Below are 20,023 nucleotides of genomic sequence, written 5' to 3' on the forward strand. Positions count from 1 at the left end.
ACGTGATCAAGTGAACATCCTTCAGCCGTCGAGCACATCGCGCCAGTTATACTTTGGCGCAAAACCCAAGAGTTTCTTGGCCTTAGCACTGGAGTAGACGGTCTCTTCCTCACCCAGAGAGCCCCTGACCTCGACCCCTTGATAATACCTTTCAATAATCTCTTTGGTGGTCAAGTTCACGGAATGATTATCATTGGAGGCATTGAAGATTTCGAATCCCAATCCATCCGTTTTCAGCATCAAATCAACCATCTGCCCAAGATCACGCGCGTCGATATAGGCAAAAATGTTGCGGCGGCGCATGTCGGGATTGGCAAAATAGGTCGGGAAGTCTTGAGCATATTCGTGCGGCTCGACCACATTGTTGATTCGGATGCCATAGATGTCAAAGCCCGAGCGACGCTGGAAACTCCGCGCTGTCACCTCGTTTGCGACCTTGGACATGGCGTAGCTGTCCTCGGGGATCACGGGGTGCTCTTCGTCCACAGGCAGGTATTCGGGCTTGTGCTCGCCATCGGCAAAACACACGCCATAGGTTGTTTCCGATGAGGCAAAGATCACCTTCTTGATACCGAGCTTCACCGCCGCCTCAAGCACGTTATAGGTGCCAATGGTGTTCACGCGGTAGGTCTCGTTATCGGGCTTAAGCAGGATGCGCGGAACGGCGGCGAAATGCACAACGGCGTCAAACTTCGGCACACCCGTCCCGGGGTCCAATTCGTCAAAGTTGGCATAAGAGGTCAGCGCGTTAAACACCTGTCCGCTGTCGGTGATGTCCACCGTGAGGTTATCGACGCCCTCGCAATCAAGCGGCACGAGATCGGCGTTTACAACGCGATGCCCTTTGGCCAAAAGATACGGCACCACATGGCGTCCCGCTTTACCTGATCCGCCTGTAAACAAAATCCGCATGATCTCTCTCCTCCTAAATTGTCCTGCCTGAAAGGCTATTTACGCCGCGCAGGGGCCAAGGTTGTAACGTCGAACCCGTTCCACGCCAGAATGTCTTTGGCCGCTTGCGTCTTGTCCTGTGGGACGCTCAGGCTGCGCGACAGGATATGCGCACGGCCCTCAGGCGTGGCGATCACCGCCGTTTGGTAGCTTTGATCGACCCACAACACCCAAAGCGTCTCGCCCATAAACTCAAACCGCCCTGGCCCAACGCGCTTGGCCAAGCCACGACGCGGCGCGCCATCGGCGCATGGCCCCTCCGTGAGCGTCATATCGCCCGAGCGCTGCGGCGTGAACGTCACCCCGCCAATCACACAGGACGCCCCTGCGGGCAGATAGGTCATCACCTCATTCCAACGCCCCGCAAATCGTAACGGATCAAAGGCCGCCATAGAGGACATCGGCACTGTCGCGTCACGCGTTCCCGTCGGTTTCGACGCGCCTCCCCCATCCATACAGGCCGTCAATCCAAGAAGGCCAACGAGCGCGATGGCGCTGCTCAATCTACGCATACTGTCCCCTTGCGCCCGAGCGCATCTAAAAGCTCGTTACACCCGTAAAGGGGCTGAATGGGGGCGCATGTATTTGAACGCGCCAGACATTCGGTCGAGCAATCGGTGGATTTGGTACAGTATTTCCCTGCATCCTTGGGGGTGGTAAAACAGGTCATCAACCCCACCGAACCGACCCTGCGCCAATCGCCGCCGCGCCGCTCGCATGCCTCCTGTTGCGTCGCCGCGTTGGACGGGTCGGACGCCGCAGCCCCCGGCCCGACGATAATGTCGCTGCCCTCGTCTGATGGCTGACATCCCGTCAAAAGCACCACAACTGCGATGCTCGCCAAGAGAGAGCGGCCACGCATTAGAACGGTTTCCCGTGGGCGCGGTGGGCGGCATCAATATCCGCCAGCACCTCTTCGGACAGGGTCAAATCCGCACCATCAATCGAGTGCTGCAATTGATCGACCGAGCGCCCGCCAATGATCGGCACCACGTCAAACGGACGGGTCATCGACCACGCGATAGCCATCGTCACAGGATCAAGTCCGTGCTTTTTCGCAATCGCCAAATAGGCATCGACAGCGGGCCAAACCTGTGGCGTCACACGCCCCCCAAGATCGGGACCAACAGCCATGCGCGAGTTGGGGTCAATGGTTTTGCCCCCGTTGTATTTGCCCGACAGCATGCCGCACGACAGCACTGAATAAGCCAAGAGCGTCACCTCTTCGTGGACCGCAAATTCCGCCAGATCGGTGTCGTAGTGGCGACACAGGAGAGAATATTCATTCTGGATCGACTGCATACGCGGACCACCCGTTTCCTCGGCCACGCGCAGCCATTGCATCATGCCCCATGCGGATTCATTGGAGGTACCAAACTCGCGCACTTTACCCGCCTTTTGCAGCTCTGCCATTTTCTCGTTCACGGCCCGCATATTGTCGAGCACTTCCTCTTTGGAAGGCTGCGCACTCGGATCAAAGGTCCAATGCTGGCGGAAATGATAGGAGCCACGGTTGGGCCAGTGGAACTGATAGAGATCGACATAGTCCGTTTGCAGCCGCTTCAGTGACAGATCAAGCCGCGCTTCAACCGTCGCCGGCGTGATGCCCTCTTGTGAGATAAATCCGGATGGCCCTGCGATCTTTGTCGCCAAAACCCAATCAGCGCGATCCTTTGCCTTTGCGAAATACTTACCGATGATCTCCTCGGTGTCGCCAACCGTTTCGGCCCGCACTGGGTTCACGGGATACATTTCTGCCGTGTCCATGAAATTGATCCCCTGCGCTTTGGCATGGGCGATCTGGGAATGGGCGTTTTCGAGACTGTCTTGCGAGCCCCATGTCATGGTGCCGAGACAAATCTCGGAGACTTCCAAATCGCTTTTGCCGATTTTGCGCATTTTCATCGAGGCATTCCTATTCGTCTTTGTGCGTTCATGTGGCCCACGAGGTCGGGCGTTTGTGCGCAACGTATAACGCCGCGCGTCATGTTCAAAGGGCAAGACGCGTGTTTCGCGGCGGTTTCGCTGTGCAAATTCGACAAAGTGCCTCGACGCTCATGCCCAAGGACGCCCAAACGAGTAGGCCTGTGCCCTCTGGCTCTTTGGTGCGGAGCGCGATAAACACGCACCAAGAGAATTTAACGGACGGACCCGCACGCTCATGGCACGCACGCTCATCACTTCCGCGCTTCCCTACATCAATGGGATCAAGCACCTCGGCAACCTCGTTGGCTCGCAATTGCCCGCCGACCTCTACGCCCGTTACCGTCGTGCGCGCGGGGACGAAGTCTTGTTCCTCTGCGCCACGGATGAACACGGCACCCCTGCCGAAATTGCCGCACAAAAAGCGGGCAAGGACGTCGCCGAATACTGCGCCGAAATGCATGAAGTTCAGGCCGAACTGGCCCGTGGCTTCCGCCTATCATTTGACCACTTCGGCCGCTCATCCTCCGAGCAAAACCGCAAGCTGACACAGCACCTCGCCGCACGTCTGTTCGAAGAGGGGCTGATCGAAGAAGTCGAAGAAACACAGGTCTATTCCGCCACAGACGGGCGCTTTTTGCCCGACCGCTACATTGAGGGCACCTGCCCCAACTGTGGCTTTGAAGGGGCGCGTGGCGACCAATGTGACAACTGCACCAAGCAGCTTGATCCCACCGACCTCATCAATCCCTATTCGACCATTTCGGGTGCCACGGACCTCGAAGAACGCAAGACCAAGCACCTCTATTTGCGTCAGTCGAAAATGCGTGGTGCGTTGACAGAATGGATCGAAAGCAAAGCCGATTGGCCGATCCTGACCACCTCGATTGCAAAGAAATGGCTCAACGATGGCGACGGTCTTCAAGACCGTGGAATCACCCGCGACCTCAAATGGGGCGTCCCCGTTCAAAAGGGAGACGAGCCGTGGGAAGGCATGGAAGGGAAGGTCTTCTACGTCTGGTTCGACGCCCCGATCGAATACATCGCCTGCGGTGGTGAATGGGCAGAAAAACAAGGGCTTAGCGACGCCGACTGGGAACGGTGGTGGCGCACGGATAAGGGCGCGGATGATGTCCGCTATGTCCAGTTTATGGGCAAGGACAACGTTCCCTTCCACACCCTCTCCTTCCCCGTCACCATGCTGGGCTCGGGCGAGCCGTGGAAGATGGTCGATTACATCAAATCGTTCAACTACCTGAACTACGATGGCGGTCAGTTCTCAACCTCGCGCGGGCGTGGCGTCTTCATGGATCAAGCCCTGTCGCTGCTGCCCTCCGACTACTGGCGGTGGTGGCTGCTGTCGCACGCGCCCGAAACATCGGACAGCGAGTTTACATGGGAGAACTTCCAGTCTTCCGTGAACAAAGACCTCGCGGACGTTCTCGGCAACTTCGTCTCCCGCGTCACAAAATTCTGCCGCTCCAAGTTTGGCGAAGCCGTTCCCGAAGGGGGCGAATACGGCGCGCGCGAACACGCTTTGATCGCGGCTATTTCCGAAAAAATTGATGCGTATCAAGACCATATGAACGCCATCGACGTGCGAAAATCCGCAAGCGAGTTGCGGGCCATCTGGACGCTTGGCAACGAATACCTCCAAGACGCCTCCCCGTGGGCCGTGTTCAAAGAAGACCCCGAAACCGCCGCGATGCAGATCCGTTTTGCGCTCAATCTCATCCCGCTCTACGCAGGTCTTTCGGCGCCGTTCATCCCTGATGCAGCGGGCAAACTGGGCACAGCAATGGGCACGGGCGACCCCGTTTGGCCTGAGGATAAACAGGCCGCTTTTGCACAGCTTCCCGCGGGTCATACTTTTGCCGTTCCCGACAATCTCTTCGGCAAAATCTCCGACGACCAACGCGAAGAGTGGCAGGAAAAATTCGCGGGCAAACGCGACTGATCAACGGCGACATCCACAGATTCGGGCGTCCCTCACGGGGCGCCCTTTTTGTTCGATATGGACAAGTTCGGCGCAATTCGGCCCACCCCAAAACACCTGTCGGCTATGTGTCGGACCCCTGTCGGACTTTTGTCGGGCAACGAGACGCCATTTCGGTCGCCCTTTCGCGGGCTGGTTCTGCGTGTTAGCGTCAGAGCATTCGCCCTTAACCATTATTGGAGCCCGCCCATGCGCCGCATCCTCGCCCTTTCATTCGCCCTATTGACCGCCACCCCTGCCCTCGCTGCGACCTGCGGCAATACGTCGAGCGGGTTCGAGGCATGGAAAGCCCAGTTCGCCCAAGAAGCCGCAAGCGCGGGTGTCGGGGCCAAAGGCCTCGCGGCCCTTGCCGCCACCTCCTACGCCTCCAAAACCATCGCCGCCGACCGCAATCAAAAGAGCTTCAAATACTCGCTTGAGAAATTCATGCAGGTGCGCGGGGCCGCCACGATCGTGAGAATGGGCCGCGCTCGCATCGCCAAAAACCCGACTTACTACGCCAAACTGGAACAGCGCTTTGGCGTGCCCGCCGAAGTGATCGTCGCGATCCACGGCATGGAGACGGCATTCGGCTCGAACATGGGCAATGCCAATGTGCTGTCGGCCATCTCGACGCTGGCCTATGATTGCCGCCGCTCGGACTTCTTTTCGGCTCACGCCCTCGCCGCGCTGCGTTTGGTCGACAAAGGCGCTTTGTCGTCCTCAACCAAAGGCGCGATGCACGGCGAGGTCGGCCACACCCAATTCCTACCGGGGAACATCGAAACCTATGGTATCGACGGCGACGGCAACGGCGTTGTGGACCTGACCAATATCTCTGACGGGCTTGCCTCTACCGCGAATTTCCTCGCACAAAAAGGATGGAAACCGGGACAAGGCTATCTTGAAGGTCAACCCAACTTCCGTGTGATCAAGGAATGGAACGCGGCGGGGGTCTATCAAAAGGCCATCGCGATCATGGCCAGCCAGATCGCGCAGTAACGCTCAACGGGATAAATCGACAACATGAAGGGGCTGCGGGCAACCGTGGCTCTTTGTCGTTGGACCGAAGGTGAGGCCATGCGGTTCTCGGGCGCTCAAAAAACCGAGGTGGTACCCGCGGCCGGACTCGAACCGGCACGGCCCAAACGGGCCAGGAGATTTTAAGTCTCGTGTGTCTACCATTCCACCACGCGGGCACGTGCATCACCAAAGCGATGTTGCGCGACCATAGCCGCCAAATCAGCGGTGTAAAGAGGCAGTCTTGCCTTGACGCCGCTGCCGATTGCGGCCCCTATTCCCGCATGTTTCCTATTCGCGATCACAACCCGTCCCGCCGCCCCGCGCTCGTCACCTACACGCTGATCGGGCTGAATATCGCTGTCTTTTTGGCGATGTGGCCAAGCTATAGCAATGAGGCCGCGATCAGCGGCATCTACACGGAATGGGCGATGATCCCCTTGCGCCTTTCGTCGGGCGAAGGGTTTCATACCGTCATCACCTCGATGTTCATGCACGGCGGGCTCATGCACATTGCGGGCAACATGTTGTTTTTATGGATATTTGGCGACAATCTCGAAGACGAGATGGGGCATGTGAAGTTTCTGGGATTCTATCTGATGAGCGGAATCGCCGCCGCATTTGCCCAATATATCGTGTTTCCCTCAAGCTGGATTCCGATGGTCGGAGCCTCAGGCGCGATTGCGGGCGTTATGGGGGGCTATTTGTTGTTGTTTCCACGGGCAAAGGTCGATGTGTTGTTCATCTTTATCATCTTTTTCAAGGTCATCCCCTTCCCCGCATGGATCATGCTCGGCCTGTGGTTCGCGCTACAGCTCTTCGGCGGTTTCGGGACGGGCGGCGATGGCGGCGTGGCCTATCTCGCCCATATCGGCGGATTTATTGCGGGGGTGATCTTGGCGATCCCTGAATGGCGACGCTTGGGTGGTAAAGAGTATTGGGCTCTCACCCATGGTCATCCGCCACATACGCAAGCCCGCTATAAATTCCAACAGAGCCGCATTCCTGTGGTCAAGCGGAGGAAATAAGAGCGCAAAAAACGCGGCCTCCCGTGATCACAGGGACGTCGCGTGAATGCGTGTGGGAATGCGTCGCACGGGGAGCGCAGCGAGACGGTCAATGTGCGGGCAAATGTCCGCTGCGGTCCGTCGCGGGGCTGCGCATCAGCTGTCGCCCAGCGCCCCGACCTCAATGCTTTCGACCTCATCGCTCACATTGTTCGAGAGGACATCGGTCCCACCCCAAACAAATTGAAGCGCGAGCGCACCAAGACCGACGACAGATGCTGTCAAGACAACCCAATCAACTGTGACGGCGCCGTCATCTTGGGACCGGTACTTAAAAAGTGCTGTTTTAAAGCGTTTCATAGTGGGGTTTCCCTTCAAAGATTTAACTCAATCTCTATGAAAAACATGTTCTAAATTGGGCAGGCATTAGGTGTTTTCGCGATGTTCCAATAGAAAACGGCCCCCGGTCTGGAGGCCGTTTGCGCAATCTGAATGGGGTGCGGGTTTAGACGTTGCGCACGATTTTGGCGAATTTGTCGAACAGTGGCTCGTTGGCACAGACCACATCGCAATCCACCAGAACATCCCCTTCGGGGTCGATCGCCTCAAGCAGGCCACCTGCCTCTTTGACGAGCAAAATCCCTGCGGCCATGTCCCAGATTTTGAGGCGGCGTTCCCAGAACCCGTCGTAGCGCCCCGCAGCCACATAGGCCAGATCGAGCGAGGCTGCACCAAAACGGCGCACGCCTGCGGTGGCGGGTAGAATGCGGGCGAGGTCTTTGAGGGTCGCGGGCAGATCGGAGCGTCCTGCGAAGGGCAGGCCCGTGGCGAAGATCGATTCGATCATCTTCTGACGACCGGAGACGCGGATGCGTTGGTCGTTCATCCATGCGCCTGCGCCCTTTTCAGCCCAGAACAATTCGCCCTTGGCCGCGTCAAACACAACGGCGGAGACGATCTCCCCACGGTGTTCAAGCGCGATGGACACGGCCCAATGCGGCAGACCGTGCAGGAAGTTGGTGGTGCCATCGAGCGGGTCGACAATCCAACGGCGTGTCGGGTCTTTGCCTTCCACCTCGTCGGTCTCTTCGCCCAAGTAGCCATAGGTTGGACGCGCCTCCATGAGCATCTCGCGGATGATCTCTTCGGCGCTTTCGTCGGCCTTGGTGACGAAGTCTCCCGCCCCCTTGGTCGACACCTGAAGGTTCTCGACCTCACGAAAGTCTTTGATCAATGAGCGGCCCGCGGTCCGAGCGGCCTTGATCATCACGTTGAGGTTTGCACTGCCTTGCATGTCTTGGGCTCCGGAATGTGTTTCGAGGGGCGCGTATACGCTCCTATCTCCTGTCTGCCAAGGGCTAGCGCCCCTGTTTGGTGTATTTCCTATGACAACGGCGCGGTCAACGCCGATAACCGCTCCCGCCTCCGCCACCGCGCTGCAATTTGACGGCTTCGGTTTTGGCGATGCGGATGACATTTGCCATATAGGGCTTCATCGCATCGTCCTCGCGCACGGCGGCATAGAGGCGACGGGTGCATCCCTCAGCCGTCAGGGGACGCACGGCATAATCGGGGTGGTCGCGGATGTCGCGCATCACCCAATCGGGCATCACGGCCAGACCACGATTGGAAGCCACGAGCATCAAGATCACATCCGTCAGCTCGACTTGGCGCACATGGGCGGGCTCGACCCCTGCGGGGGTGAGCAGTTCCTTGAACACGTCCAGACGGGGCCGCTCCATCGGATAGGTGAACAAGGTCTGATCGGCAAAATCTTCGGCCTCGACATATGCTTTGGCCGCGAGCGGGTTTTTTGACGACATCACGCACATCGGCGCATAGTCGAACAGCGGGATATAGGTCACGCCCTCCATGTCGTCGGGATCGGAGGAAATCACCAGATCGACCTCCTCCTTCATCAAGGCGGGCAAGGCGCCGAAGGCGAGGCGCAACCGGATATCCACGTCGATCTCGGGCCAGACCTTTCGGAACTGGTCCAGAACGGGCATGAGCCAGTCGAAACAGGCGTGGCATTCAATGGCGATGTGCAGCCGCCCTGCGGTGCCATCCTCGATATTGGAAAACTCCGCTTCCAAAGCCTCGATCCGTGGCAGAACATCTTCGGCCAAGGCGAGCAGTTTCATACCCGCCGCCGACAGTTTGAGCGGCTTGGAGCGGCGCACAAACAACTCCACGCCCGCTTGATCCTCAAGGCCTTTGACCTGATGGGACAGAGCGGATTGCGTGATATGAAGCTGATCGGCGGCGCGCGCCAAACCGCCCGCCTCATGGATCGCCTTTATTGTGCGCAGATGTCTAAATTCGAGGTGCATGTAGATGAGCCTCGCTCATGTTAAACTTGAAAATTATGAATTTGTCTCACATGAATGCCTGTGACACAAGAGGCGCAATCTTAGACAAGGACTGCCTCCATGACCGCCTCCGCGCCCAATATATCATTCGAGTTCTTCCCCCCCAAGAACATCGAAGCCTGCTTTAGCCTTTTTGAGACGGTGCAGGCGCTTGAGGGTATGAAACCGGGCTTTGTCTCCGTGACCTATGGCGCAGGCGGAACCACGCGCGAGTTGACCCATGATGCGGTGGCTTTGCTCAACCGTAAATACGGCTGGAACGTCGCCGCGCACCTCACTTGCGTCAACGCCACACGCGAAGAAACCCTCGCCATCGCGGACAGCTACAGCGCCGTTGGGGTCAATGAAATCGTGGCGCTGCGTGGCGATCCCCCCAAGGAAGCAGGCAAGTTCACTCCCGCCGAGGGCGGCTTTGCCAATTCGGTGGAATTGATCGCGGCGCTCAAGGAAACGGGCAAGTTCAAAATCCGTGTGGGCGCCTATCCCGACCCGCACCCCGATGCGCGCGACGAGAACGCCGACATCACTTGGTTGAAACAGAAATTCGAGGCAGGGGCGGATTCGGCCATCACCCAGTTCTTTTTCAACCCCGACACCTTTTTCCGCTTCCGCGACCGCTGTGCGGCTGCGGGCATCACGGGCAAAATCATTCCCGGTATTTTGCCGATCACAAGCTGGAAAGGCGTGCAGAAATTCGCGGCCTCTTGTGGCACGCCCCTGCCCGCCCATTACGCCGAGGCCTTCGAGACCACGGATGACGCGCAGCAACTCGCGATTGATCTCAGCACCGAGCTTTGCCAGAGCCTGATCAATGAGGGCGTAGAGGATCTGCATTTCTACACCCTCAACCGTCCGCACCTGTCCAAAGCCATTTGCGCCAATCTGGGCGTCGCTGGGGCGTAACGCTTACACGTTGAGTGACGGGTGACGCACCTCGGACGGATCGGCCCCGATGGTGCGTGCGCGGCGCATGAGGAAGAATTTACCCCAGCCGCGATGCGAGCCCACCGAGGGCGCGTGCGGATCGGCCAGATAGCGGGAGCGCCAGCCTTTGGGCAAGGCAAGCCCTGCCGCTTCGGCCTTGTCCAACATCCACACAAGCGTCGTGTTCGACAGTTTGCGGGCGGGCGCATAGCCGCTCAACTGCCCGCCGACATCGCCGTGACTGCCGCGAAACCACATCTGTTGCAGGTGCTGATCGGGCATGTCGGGATTGGTCTGGAACATCACGGGCGCGTAAGCTCCGCGCCGTTCATGGGCGGCAAGCGCATGGTAGACCGACTTGGCACAGCGCGGCGGGTAGTGGTCGTGGAACTCATGGAACACCGAACTAAACCGCCACAGCACAGGGAATTGCAGCCCGACAGCCGCCACGGTGTCCCACACGCCCAAGAACTCGATGGGGGTAGTCTCGTGGCAATAGGCGTCGTGAAAGGCTTTCGCGGGCGCGAGCTGTGGTCCCGTTTGGTAATGGCGGTAGGCCACGGTGATGTTGTGTTCGGTGGCGTGTTCAGCCTTGACCAACCCCACCTTGTCGATGAACCCCGCAAGCGAGCGCACCGCATAGGCCCCGCGCGAATAGCCCATCAGGTAGATGCGATCCCCCGGGTGATAGCGTGAGGCCAGAGCGCCGTAGACGCGCCTGATCTGTTTGTTGATGCCGCGCCCTTCGACCACGTCACGCGCATCGCGCCACGAGTTCAACTGGATACCCGCCTCATAGCGCACGATCATATTCGCGCCCTCGGCGGCCTCGGTGGCGAGCTTATAGGTCAGCCCCGCGTTGGTCTCGAACCCCGCCTCAAGCGAGGACATGGTGCCGTCGAGAATGATCAGATGCGAGATCGGGCCGCGAGAGCGCGTCGCCCCCGAGGTCCGTATCCGCGAGCGGACCGAAAAGAGCTGCTGAATGCGCCCGAAAAAAGAGTTACTCAGCGGCAATGCCAGCGCTTTCTGACGCGCCTGTCACGGCCCGCCACACGTTTTGCGGTGTAAACGGCATGTCGATGCGCCGCACGCCAAGCGGCCAGAGCGCATCGGCCACGGCATTGGCCACAGCCGCCAAAGCCCCCACGGTGCCCGCTTCGCCACAGCCCTTCATCCCCATGACGTTTTGGGTCGAGGGCACTGGCTCGGAGACAAATTTGACAAAGGGAATATCGTCGGCACGCGGCATGGCGTAATCCATGAAGGAAGCGGTGACGAGTTGGCCCTCGTCGTCATAGACGCACATCTCGGTCAAGGCCTGCCCGATCCCCTGTGCCACCCCGCCGTGGACCTGACCCTCGGCCAGCATCGGGTTGATGAGATTGCCGAAGTCATCGGCCACCGAATATTTCACCACCTTTGCCTCACCCGTTTCGGGATCAATTTCGACCTCGGCGATGTGACAGCCGTTGGGATAGGAGCGCCCTTCGATCTCGGCCTGTTCGCGCACGGACAGCAGGTCGTCGCGGCCCGCCTCACGCGCAAGGGCGGCGGCGTCCAACAGGGTCGGCGTCTCGTTGGTGCCCTCGATGCGGAAGCGTTCGTCGTCGAATGTGACCTCGCCGCCAAACTCGGCTTTGAGAAAATCGCAGAACGCGCTCACGATCCGGTCCACGGTCTTGAGCGTTGCGTTGTTTTGCGTGGTCACGGAGCGCGACCCGCCCGTGCCACCGCCCGAGGGAATGCGGTCGCTATCGCCCTGCACCACGTCGATCATCTCCACGGGAATGCCCGTCTGGTCCGCGAGGAACTGGGCATAGACCGTCTCATGGCCTTGCCCGTTCGACTGTGTGCCGACATAGAGGTTCACACGGCCATCGTCGCGAAACTCGACATGCGCCCATTCATCAGGGTCGCCCAAGATGCTCTCGATATAATAGCAAAGCCCACGTCCGCGTAGCTTGCCTGCGGCCTCGGAGGCGGCTTTGCGCGCGGCGAACCCGTCCCAATCGGCCTCGGACAGAGCGCGGTCCATCACCTTGTTGAAATCGCCCACGTCATACAATTCGCCCGTGGCCGAGCGGTAAGGGAAGGATTCGGCGGGAATGAAATTCTTGCGGCGCAACTCGACGGGATCAACGCCCATTTCGCGCGCAGCTTGGTCCATTGCCCGCTCCAGTGCGAAAATCGCCTCGGGACGCCCTGCGCCACGGTAGGCATCGACGAGCGAGGTGTTGGTGTAGATGCCGCGCACCCGCAAGAAGGCCGCTTGGCAATCATAGGTGCCCATCAGCACCTTTTCGAACAGTTCCGACTGGATCGCCTGCCCGAAGTGGGAGTTATACGCGCCAAGGTTTGAAATCGTATCGACGCTATAGGCAATCAGCTTGTGATCGGCGTCAAAGCCCAACTCGCAAGTGGAAATCAAATCACGACCCGCGTGATCCGACAACATCCCTTCGGTGCGCTCGGACATCCACCGCACGGGGCGGTTCACACCCTTGGCCGCAGCGGCAATCACGAAATACTCGGGGAAGGGCATCCCCTTGAGGCCAAATCCACCGCCCACATCGGGGTTGGTGATCCGCACGCGCTCGCGGTCAATACCGAGGTTCTCCGCCAGATCGTCTTTCATGCCCCAGACGCCCTGACCGCCAAAGCACAGATGCACGCGCCCATCGTCACCCCATTCGGCAAAGGCGCCACGTGGCTCCATCGGGGCAATGAGCACGCGGTTGTCCATCACAGGCACGGTGACACGGTGGGCGGCTGTGGCCATGACGGCGGCAACGGCGGCCCCATCGCCCTTCTCATAGTCATAGGCGATATTTTCGGGAGCCTCGTCGTGGATTTGCGGGCCACCTGTCTCAAGACCGACATGCACGGGCAAATCGTCATAGTCGAACGCGATCATCTCGGCGGCATCCTTGGCCTGCGCGAGCGTCTCAGCAATCACACAGGCAATCGGTTCGCCCACATAGCGCACACGGCCCTCGGCCAGAAACGGGCGTTTGGGATCGGCGGCGGGGGTGCCATCGGCGTTGGTGATCACCTCACCCTTTTGATAGGGATGCAGACCCAGAGGGGCGAGATCGGCAAAGGTGAGGACAGACAGAACGCCATCTGCTTCGCGGGCGTCCTCCACATCCAGTTCGGTGATCTCGCCATGCGCCACGGGCGAACGCAGGAAATAGGCAAAGGCCGCGCCTTCGGGGGCGATGTCATCTACATAGCGTCCCGCCCCTGTCAAAAACCGCGTATCCTCGCGGCGTTTCACTGGTTGGCTTTTCCCGAACTTGTCCATGTCATGACCCTCCCTCAGAGTGCGGCAAGAAAATCCCGCCGCTACAAAGAGTAACGGCGGGACAGGTCATGTAAAGAGCGCAGATGTGCGGTGTGGCTGTGCAGATTATGCCGCGCGATTACGCCGCAAGCGCCCGCAGGGCACAGGTCTGGCTTTGCACCATCTCGACGGTGAGGTTTCCGAACCCGTTAAAGCGGGTTGCGGTGGCAACCGAGTAGGCGCCGACACCGTAGAAGATCACGTGATCTTCCTCTTCCATATCGCAGGGAAAGCCGATCTCGGAAGGCAGTTTGTCGGTGCTGTCACAGGTCGGGCCGAACACGGTGCGCATGACGGGCTCGCCCATCCGCAACTGGGCTTCGGGTCCGTAGGCGTCGATGCGGTCGATCACACCGACGAGGTGCAATTCGGACAGAGCGCCGTAGATGCCATCGTTGATGAACACATGGGCGTCGTCACGAATGGCGCGAACACGAGTGGCCAGCGAATAGCTTTCGGCCACAAGCGCACGGCCGGGCTCGCATACGAGCGCGGGACGATCCTCGCCAAAGGCCTCGTCAGTCACACGGTCGATCAGCGCGAAGGTCGCGTCGAGCTGCGGGATCACATCGTTGAGGCGGTGCGACGGGAAACCGCCGCCCACGTTCAGACGGGTGATGCGCACGCCTGTGTCGCGGCCAATGCCCGCAGCGGCATGGATGTAGGACGCCCATGCGGCGGGATCGGTGCATTGTGTGCCCGGGTGGAAGGTGAGCGAGACGGTGAAGCCGAGCGCCTGCGCCCGCATCACCAGATCACGGGCCAGATCAACGGTCGCGCCGAATTTGGCGCCGAAGTTATAGGCGGCCCCTTCTACGGGCAGCTTGAAACGCACGGAGATTTCCACGCCTTCGGACGGCACCAGTTCGCCCAGCTTTTCCAACTCGGAACGGCTATCGACGGAATAGGATTTCACGCCTGCCTTGACGGCATGTTTGATCTCGGAGCGCGAGCGCACTGGGTTGTTGTAGTGCAACGCTGCGTGAGGCGCGATGCGGGCAATGGTGTCGATTTCGACGGGCGAGGCCACATCGAAGCCGCAGATCCCCGCGTTCACGAGGTTCTCAAGCACAGCCTCATCGGGGTTTGCCTTGACCGCATAGGTCACGAGACCGGGAAAGCCGCTCAAGAAACGCTGCGCATTCGCCTGAAGGATTTCGGGCGAGAAAAACAGAACGGGATGCTCGGGAGCATGGTTGCGCAGGTATTCAGCGGGCGATGCCCAGATATGGTTAGAGAGCCCCATCGGCGTATCCTTCACCAATAAGGCGCAGCCACTCTCTTGCCCGGGGGAACCGGTTGGGATTGCGCTTACGCGGTTATCCAAACCAGGCCAGGTGCGGTGCGCGAAAGCTGCTCGAAGAGTGCCCTGCGACCATCCTGTGATCCTGAAAACAGTCTTGGCTATATGCTTGCTAAATTTGACGATAAAAAGAGTTGAAACGTGCGGAACCGTGGACAAACTGTAGTGTTGTGTGGTTAAATTGACAGGTATCGTTGCGTCAGGCCGATTATGGCGCCCCGAACACTGGCACATTAGGGACCGCTTCAATGGATGACCTCGATCAAAAGATTCTCTCGGCGCTGGCCGTGGACAGCTCCACCTCCGTGTCCCGCTTGGCACGTCGATTCAAAGTGGCGCGCTCAACGGTGCAGGCCCGCTTGGAAAAAATGGAAACAAATGGCACCATTGCGGGCTATACGATCAAATTGGGCGATGTGATTTTGGCACGCCGCGTGCGTGCCACGGTGCTGATCGAGTGCGAAGCCCGCACGACCGCCGCCGTTGTGACCAAACTCAAAGCGATTCCCGAAGTGGTTATGGTGGCCACGGCCACGGGACGCGTTGATTTGATTGCCGAACTGGCCTGCGAATCAACCGAAGAGATCGACACGACGCTCGAACAGATCACCGCCATCAGCAGCGTGCATGACATCGAGAGCCTGATTCACCTGTCGACCAAATTCGATCGTTCGATCTAGGCGCAGCTTTGCGCCGCCCTCTATCGTATCACCCCTCTATCATCGTGTCAGACTTGCGCAGCGAGAGGGGTGTTGCGCATTCGGTTGTGGACTTGGCGCGGTATTCTCGCGCCGCCTCGATGCTCATGAGCGCGAACAAAACCGCGCGGGCGGGATCAATCATCTGGTTAACGGTTCCGGTGACATAGACCCCTGCTTTCGGTGCCCAGAACAAAAACGCCCCGCCAATCGACATATGGCCCAAAACCGTGTCGGTTTTCTTGAACACCTTCCACGGTTGGCGCCAACGGTGCGGCATGGTCATCCATGTGGGGACATTCAGGCGCATCATCCCAAGGCCGAATTCGGACGGGTAGAACATCCCGCGCCAGACGCATTGCTCCAAAAGTTTTGGCGTCTCGAACAGATAGCCCTCGAAAAAGGCACGGATAAAGACCATTGCCTCACGGGATGTGGTGACAACGCCGCCGTCCGCCTGAAACGAGGTCATCGACAAGGGAATGGAAATCTCGTTGGCCTTCGACATCAGATTGAGCGGGCGACGATCCGCAGGGTCGCAATAGACATAGGTCGAGGTCAGGCCCAGCCTTTGTGCGATCCGCTCGTCAAAGACCTCCGCAAATGTCTTTTCCTCAACGCATTCAATAACCTTGCCCAAGAGGTGGAAATTGGTATCGGTGAAATTGGCTTTGCGTCCCGTTCCGGGCGGGCAAATCGGTCCATGTGAGCGCGTGCGCTGCACCACGTCGGAAAAGGTCCATCCCGTGTCGATCCCTTCGGCAATTGAATGCTGCACCGAACGGGCGTTGTTTTTGAACAAAAAGAAATCGCCAAGCCCCGAGCGATGCGACAACAAATGGCGCAGGGTGATCTGGGCAGTGTAATCCACCCCGTCCATCACATGTAATTCCGCACAAATCCGTGGATTGTCGAGATACGCGACAAAGGATCTATCGAGATCGATTTTCCCCTCCTCGACCAATTGCATGACAATCGCCGTCACATAAATTTTGGTCGCCCCGGCAACAAAATAGGGCTTCGTGCTGTCCAGTTGGCCCGCACCGATGCTGCACCCTTTGCCTGTGTGATGATCATGCACCGTCATCGTCACGCCATTGTGCCACGAGCTGTTTGCAATGGTATCGGCCATAGCCTGTATTTTTTGTCTGAGCGGACCCATTTGCGGTTCTCCAGATGGCGCTATATCGCGGCTTGGCGGCGCGGGTCAGACACGCGGGGCGCACAAACCGCTCGATAGCGGGTCAATTTGTCCGTTCTGGAGGTCCAAGTCGGCGGGTTTCTCCCTTTCCCTTATGTGGCCCGCGCGATAAACAACGCAGGACCGAGGAACGACTGGCAGGCGATATATACAATGGCTATGGACAAAATCTTTGACGCAAATGAGGCCGAAAAGCGGATTTATGACGCTTGGGAAAAGGCGGGTGCCTTTAAAGCCGGAGCACATGCGAGCCGCGAGGAGACGTTTAGCGTCATGATCCCGCCGCCCAATGTGACGGGCGCATTGCACGTTGGCCATGCCTTCAACAACACCATTCAGGACATTCTGGTGCGCTGGCACAGGATGCGCGGCTTTGACACGCTGTGGCAACCCGGGCAGGACCACGCGGGCATCGCGACCCAATTGATGGTCGAAAAGGAACTGGCCAAGTCAGGCCAGAAGCGCACGGACTTTACCCGCCCCGAGTTCCTCGAAAAGGTCTGGGAGTGGAAAGGCCAATACGGCGCGACCATTATCAACCAACTCAAACGCCTCGGCTCGTCCTGTGACTGGAGCCGAAACGCCTTTACCATGTCGGGTGCGCCAGGTGCGCCCGCGGGTGAGGACGGCAATTTCCACGATGCCGTGATCAAGGTCTTTGTGGATATGCACAAAAAGGGTCTGATCTATCGCGGCAAACGGCTTGTGAACTGGGACCCGCATTTCGAGACGGCCATTTCCGATCTCGAAGTGGAAAACATCGAAGTCGCGGGCCATATGTGGCATTTCAAATACCCGCTGGCGGGTGGCGAGACCTACACCTATGTCGAGAAAGACGAGGACGGCAATGTCGTGCTCTCCGAGGAACGCGACTACATCTCCATCGCCACCACGCGGCCCGAAACCATGCTGGGCGACGGGGCCGTGGCGGTTCATCCCGATGACGAACGCTATGCGCCGATCGTTGGCAAGCTGTGCGAAATCCCTGTGGGACCGAAAGAGCATCGCCGCCTGATCCCGATCATCACCGACGAATATCCCGATATGAATTTCGGCTCTGGCGCGGTGAAAATCACCGGCGCGCATGATTTCAACGACTACCAAGTCGCCAAACGCGCAGGCCTGCCGCTCTATCGCTTGATGGATACCCGTGGCGCAATGCGTGATGACGGGTTGTCCTATCAGGACAGCGCCCTTCTGGCCGCTGAAATCCTCGCGGGCAAACCCTTTACCGAACAGGAAGTCGATACGATCAACCTCGTGCCCGATGCGCTGCGCGGCATGGACCGTTTTGAGGTCCGCAAAGCGGTGATCGAACAAATCAACGCCGAAGGCCTCGCCGTGATGACCACGGTGACGCGCAAGGTCAAAGACGAGGACGGCAACGAGTCCGACGTGACCGAAACGGTGCCCTATGTCGAAGACAAACCGATCATGCAGCCCTTTGGCGACCGATCCAAAGTCGTGATCGAGCCGATGCTGACCGATCAGTGGTATGTGGACGCCGAGAAAATCGTCGCTCCCGCGCTCGACGCGGTGCGTGATGGCAAGACGAAGATCATGCCCGAAAGCGGCGAGAAGGTCTATTTCCACTGGCTTGAAAACATCGAACCTTGGTGCATCTCGCGTCAACTATGGTGGGGGCATCAGATCCCTGTGTGGTATGGCCTCGACCTCTCTGCTCCGAATTTCAAAGACGACGAGGGCGACGGCGCACTCGACGAGGTGGAACTGTTCCGTCTGTTGACGGCTGGTGGCATGTTGCACATCGGGTCGGTGCATCACTGCGCGACCGATTTTGAAGGGGTCAAAGACGCCTTTATGGGCGAGATTGCCGACATCCCCACCCCGCTCAACCACAGCCGCATTGTTGAGGTTGGCAGCCGCCAAGAGGCGATTGAAACCTTCGCGGAAGCGCTCGCGGCCTATAACGTCAGCCAGGATCCGACCAAACTGGTCTACCCCGTCTGGCGCGACCCCGATGTGCTCGACACGTGGTTCTCCTCTGGCCTTTGGCCCATTGGCACGCTCGGCTGGCCCGAGTGGGATGAGAGCACCTCGAAATACTTCCCGACCGATGTGTTGGTCACGGGTCAGGACATTCTGTTCTTCTGGGTTGCCCGCATGATGATGATGCAACTGGCTGTTGTGGACGAGGTTCCGTTCCACACCGTCTACCTGCACCAACTCGTGCGCGACGAGAAGGGCAAGAAGATGTCCAAGACCACGGGCAACGTCATTGATCCGCTTGAGATCATTGACGAATACGGCGCCGATGCGCTGCGCTTTACCAATGCGTCGATGGCCTCCATCGGCGGTGTGTTGAAGCTGTCCGAAGACCGGATCAAGGGCTACCGCAACTTCACCACCAAAATCTGGAACGCGGCGCGGTTTGCCGAGATGAACGAGGTGTTCGAAAACTACGATCCCGCCGTCATGCCCGCCCCGACGGCGACGGTGAACAAATGGATCATCGGCGAGACCGCCAAGGTCCGCGCCGTGGTGGATCAGGCCTTTGACGACTACCGCTTCAACGATGCCGCGGGTGCGCTTTATGCCTTTGTGTGGGGCAAATTCTGCGACTGGTACGTCGAACTGGCCAAGCCGCTGTTCTACGATGGCGATGAGGCGACCCTCGCGGAGACCCGTCAAACGATGGGTTGGGTGCTCGACCAAGCGCTCACCATGCTGCACCCGATCATGCCGTTCATCACCGAAGAACTGTGGTCCAACATCAAATCCGACCGTGACATGTTGGCGATTTCCGACTGGCCGACTTACGGCGCGGAATTGGTTGATGCCGAGGCCGACCGCGAAATGAACTGGGTGATTGATCTCATCGAGTCCATCCGCTCAAGCCGCGCCGAAGTGCATGTGCCTGCGGGTCTGAAAATCCCGATGGTGCAGGTCGAACTGGACGAGGCGGGCAAGACCGCTTGGGCCAACAACGAAGCCCTCATCATGAAACTGGCGCGGATCGACACGCTCACCGTGGGGGCCATGCCCAAAGGGTCGATCACCATTTCCGTGGCGGGCGGCACATTCGCGCTGCCTCTGGATGGTGTGATCGACATCGCTGAGGAAAAAGCCCGTCTGGAAAAAGCGCTCGGCAAACTGGCCAAGGAACTTGGTGGCCTGCGCGGTCGTCTAAACAACCCGAAATTCGTGGCCTCCGCGCCCGAAGAGGTTGTGGCCGAAGCCCAAGAAAACCTTGCAGCCCGCGAAGAGGAAGAGGGCAAGATCAAAGCCGCCCTCGCCCGTTTGGCCGAAATCGGCTAATCCGCTCCTCGCGTCACGGACATG

Annotated in this window: 17 protein-coding genes and 1 tRNA gene; 7 read left to right on the top strand and 11 right to left on the bottom strand. The window is 58.9% G+C overall.

Annotated features, from left to right (window positions below):
• Positions 1-21 precede the first annotated feature (21 nt).
• Complete coding sequence (locus ACN0TS_RS10540) at positions 22-912, bottom strand: NAD-dependent epimerase/dehydratase family protein (RefSeq protein ID WP_417259316.1); 891 nt, start codon at positions 910-912, stop codon at positions 22-24.
• A 35-nt stretch (positions 913-947) separates the two neighbouring features.
• On the bottom strand, positions 948-1,463 hold the full coding sequence (locus ACN0TS_RS10545) for a lipocalin family protein (RefSeq protein ID WP_417259317.1): 516 nt from the start codon (positions 1,461-1,463) through the stop codon (positions 948-950).
• A 57-nt stretch (positions 1,464-1,520) separates the two neighbouring features.
• Between ACN0TS_RS10545 and ACN0TS_RS10550 the strand changes: the two genes are divergently transcribed.
• On the top strand, positions 1,521-1,757 hold the full coding sequence (locus tag ACN0TS_RS10550) for a hypothetical protein (protein WP_417259318.1): 237 nt from the start codon (positions 1,521-1,523) through the stop codon (positions 1,755-1,757).
• Positions 1,758-1,812: 55 nt separating this feature from the next.
• Here ACN0TS_RS10550 and ACN0TS_RS10555 read toward each other — a convergent pair whose 3' ends face one another.
• On the bottom strand, positions 1,813-2,856 hold the full coding sequence (locus ACN0TS_RS10555; RefSeq protein WP_417259319.1) for an aldo/keto reductase: 1,044 nt from the start codon (positions 2,854-2,856) through the stop codon (positions 1,813-1,815).
• A 256-nt stretch (positions 2,857-3,112) separates the two neighbouring features.
• Between ACN0TS_RS10555 and metG the strand changes: the two genes are divergently transcribed.
• Both metG and ACN0TS_RS10565 read left to right on the top strand, forming a co-directional pair.
• Positions 3,113-4,831, top strand: a complete 1,719-nt coding sequence (metG, locus tag ACN0TS_RS10560; protein ID WP_417259320.1) for a methionine--tRNA ligase — start codon at positions 3,113-3,115, stop codon at positions 4,829-4,831.
• Between the two features lie 228 nt (positions 4,832-5,059).
• The gene (locus ACN0TS_RS10565; protein ID WP_417259321.1) at positions 5,060-5,851 is read left to right on the top strand and encodes a lytic murein transglycosylase; all 792 of its coding nucleotides are present in this window, start codon (positions 5,060-5,062) and stop codon (positions 5,849-5,851) included.
• 109 nt (positions 5,852-5,960) lie between these two features.
• Here ACN0TS_RS10565 and ACN0TS_RS10570 read toward each other — a convergent pair.
• A tRNA-Leu gene (locus tag ACN0TS_RS10570) sits at positions 5,961-6,048 on the bottom strand.
• 105 nt (positions 6,049-6,153) lie between these two features.
• Between ACN0TS_RS10570 and ACN0TS_RS10575 the strand changes: the two genes are divergently transcribed.
• Positions 6,154-6,897 (top strand): rhomboid family intramembrane serine protease, encoded by a 744-nt coding sequence (locus tag ACN0TS_RS10575; protein WP_417259377.1) that lies wholly within the window; start codon positions 6,154-6,156, stop codon positions 6,895-6,897.
• A gap of 135 nt (positions 6,898-7,032) precedes the next feature.
• On the opposite strand, the gene ACN0TS_RS10580 is transcribed toward ACN0TS_RS10575, so the two are convergent.
• The 3 genes from ACN0TS_RS10580 to ACN0TS_RS10590 form a co-directional block, all read right to left on the bottom strand.
• Positions 7,033-7,236 (bottom strand): hypothetical protein, encoded by a 204-nt coding sequence (locus ACN0TS_RS10580; protein ID WP_417259322.1) that lies wholly within the window; start codon positions 7,234-7,236, stop codon positions 7,033-7,035.
• A gap of 145 nt (positions 7,237-7,381) precedes the next feature.
• The gene (locus tag ACN0TS_RS10585; RefSeq protein ID WP_417259323.1) at positions 7,382-8,170 is read right to left on the bottom strand and encodes an inositol monophosphatase family protein; all 789 of its coding nucleotides are present in this window, start codon (positions 8,168-8,170) and stop codon (positions 7,382-7,384) included.
• Between the two features lie 106 nt (positions 8,171-8,276).
• On the bottom strand, positions 8,277-9,209 hold the full coding sequence (locus tag ACN0TS_RS10590) for a LysR family transcriptional regulator (RefSeq protein WP_417259324.1): 933 nt from the start codon (positions 9,207-9,209) through the stop codon (positions 8,277-8,279).
• 99 nt (positions 9,210-9,308) lie between these two features.
• Between ACN0TS_RS10590 and metF the strand changes: the two genes are divergently transcribed.
• Positions 9,309-10,151 carry a methylenetetrahydrofolate reductase [NAD(P)H] gene (metF, locus tag ACN0TS_RS10595; RefSeq protein WP_417259325.1) on the top strand — a complete coding sequence of 281 codons (843 nt, stop codon included), beginning with the start codon at positions 9,309-9,311 and terminating at the stop codon, positions 10,149-10,151.
• Positions 10,152-10,154: 3 nt separating this feature from the next.
• Here the strand turns inward: metF and ACN0TS_RS10600 are convergent, their stop codons facing one another.
• From ACN0TS_RS10600 to ACN0TS_RS10610, 3 genes are all read right to left on the bottom strand, one after another.
• Positions 10,155-11,189, bottom strand: coding sequence for a DUF2235 domain-containing protein (locus tag ACN0TS_RS10600; RefSeq protein WP_417259326.1), 1,035 nt, complete (start codon positions 11,187-11,189; stop codon positions 10,155-10,157).
• The gene (locus ACN0TS_RS10605) at positions 11,176-13,479 is read right to left on the bottom strand and encodes a xanthine dehydrogenase family protein molybdopterin-binding subunit (RefSeq protein ID WP_417259327.1); all 2,304 of its coding nucleotides are present in this window, start codon (positions 13,477-13,479) and stop codon (positions 11,176-11,178) included. The genes ACN0TS_RS10600 and ACN0TS_RS10605 overlap by 14 nt, the downstream gene beginning before the upstream one ends.
• A 118-nt stretch (positions 13,480-13,597) precedes the next feature.
• Entirely contained in the window at positions 13,598-14,764 is a 1,167-nt protein-coding gene (locus tag ACN0TS_RS10610; RefSeq protein WP_417259328.1) for a type III PLP-dependent enzyme, read from the bottom strand.
• Between the two features lie 305 nt (positions 14,765-15,069).
• Between ACN0TS_RS10610 and ACN0TS_RS10615 the strand changes: the two genes are divergently transcribed.
• Complete coding sequence (locus tag ACN0TS_RS10615; RefSeq protein WP_417259329.1) at positions 15,070-15,501, top strand: Lrp/AsnC family transcriptional regulator; 432 nt, start codon at positions 15,070-15,072, stop codon at positions 15,499-15,501.
• A 28-nt stretch (positions 15,502-15,529) separates the two neighbouring features.
• Here ACN0TS_RS10615 and ACN0TS_RS10620 read toward each other — a convergent pair whose 3' ends face one another.
• Entirely contained in the window at positions 15,530-16,651 is a 1,122-nt protein-coding gene (locus tag ACN0TS_RS10620; protein WP_417259330.1) for a serine hydrolase domain-containing protein, read from the bottom strand.
• Between the two features lie 222 nt (positions 16,652-16,873).
• Between ACN0TS_RS10620 and ACN0TS_RS10625 the strand changes: the two genes are divergently transcribed.
• Complete coding sequence (locus ACN0TS_RS10625; RefSeq protein WP_417259331.1) at positions 16,874-19,999, top strand: valine--tRNA ligase; 3,126 nt, start codon at positions 16,874-16,876, stop codon at positions 19,997-19,999.
• The last annotated feature ends 24 nt before the right edge of the window (positions 20,000-20,023 follow it).

Origin of the sequence: Celeribacter sp. (assembly GCF_048266405.1) — a bacterium.
GTDB lineage: Bacteria > Pseudomonadota > Alphaproteobacteria > Rhodobacterales > Rhodobacteraceae > Celeribacter.

Coding starts and splice junctions, on each gene's coding strand:
- ACN0TS_RS10555 (WP_417259319.1), bottom strand. CDS start 2,856: ATGAAAATGCGCAAAATCGGCAAAAGCGATTTGGAAGTCTCCGAGATT.
- ACN0TS_RS10585 (WP_417259323.1), bottom strand. CDS start 8,170: ATGCAAGGCAGTGCAAACCTCAACGTGATGATCAAGGCCGCTCGGACC.
- ACN0TS_RS10615 (WP_417259329.1), top strand. CDS start 15,070: ATGGATGACCTCGATCAAAAGATTCTCTCGGCGCTGGCCGTGGACAGC.
- ACN0TS_RS10540 (WP_417259316.1), bottom strand. CDS start 912: ATGCGGATTTTGTTTACAGGCGGATCAGGTAAAGCGGGACGCCATGTG.
- ACN0TS_RS10590 (WP_417259324.1), bottom strand. CDS start 9,209: ATGCACCTCGAATTTAGACATCTGCGCACAATAAAGGCGATCCATGAG.
- ACN0TS_RS10620 (WP_417259330.1), bottom strand. CDS start 16,651: ATGGCCGATACCATTGCAAACAGCTCGTGGCACAATGGCGTGACGATG.
- metF (WP_417259325.1), top strand. CDS start 9,309: ATGACCGCCTCCGCGCCCAATATATCATTCGAGTTCTTCCCCCCCAAG.
- ACN0TS_RS10580 (WP_417259322.1), bottom strand. CDS start 7,236: ATGAAACGCTTTAAAACAGCACTTTTTAAGTACCGGTCCCAAGATGAC.
- ACN0TS_RS10625 (WP_417259331.1), top strand. CDS start 16,874: ATGGCTATGGACAAAATCTTTGACGCAAATGAGGCCGAAAAGCGGATT.
- metG (WP_417259320.1), top strand. CDS start 3,113: ATGGCACGCACGCTCATCACTTCCGCGCTTCCCTACATCAATGGGATC.
- ACN0TS_RS10550 (WP_417259318.1), top strand. CDS start 1,521: ATGGGGGCGCATGTATTTGAACGCGCCAGACATTCGGTCGAGCAATCG.
- ACN0TS_RS10605 (WP_417259327.1), bottom strand. CDS start 13,479: ATGGACAAGTTCGGGAAAAGCCAACCAGTGAAACGCCGCGAGGATACG.
- ACN0TS_RS10545 (WP_417259317.1), bottom strand. CDS start 1,463: ATGCGTAGATTGAGCAGCGCCATCGCGCTCGTTGGCCTTCTTGGATTG.
- ACN0TS_RS10575 (WP_417259377.1), top strand. CDS start 6,154: ATGTTTCCTATTCGCGATCACAACCCGTCCCGCCGCCCCGCGCTCGTC.
- ACN0TS_RS10565 (WP_417259321.1), top strand. CDS start 5,060: ATGCGCCGCATCCTCGCCCTTTCATTCGCCCTATTGACCGCCACCCCT.
- ACN0TS_RS10610 (WP_417259328.1), bottom strand. CDS start 14,764: ATGGGGCTCTCTAACCATATCTGGGCATCGCCCGCTGAATACCTGCGC.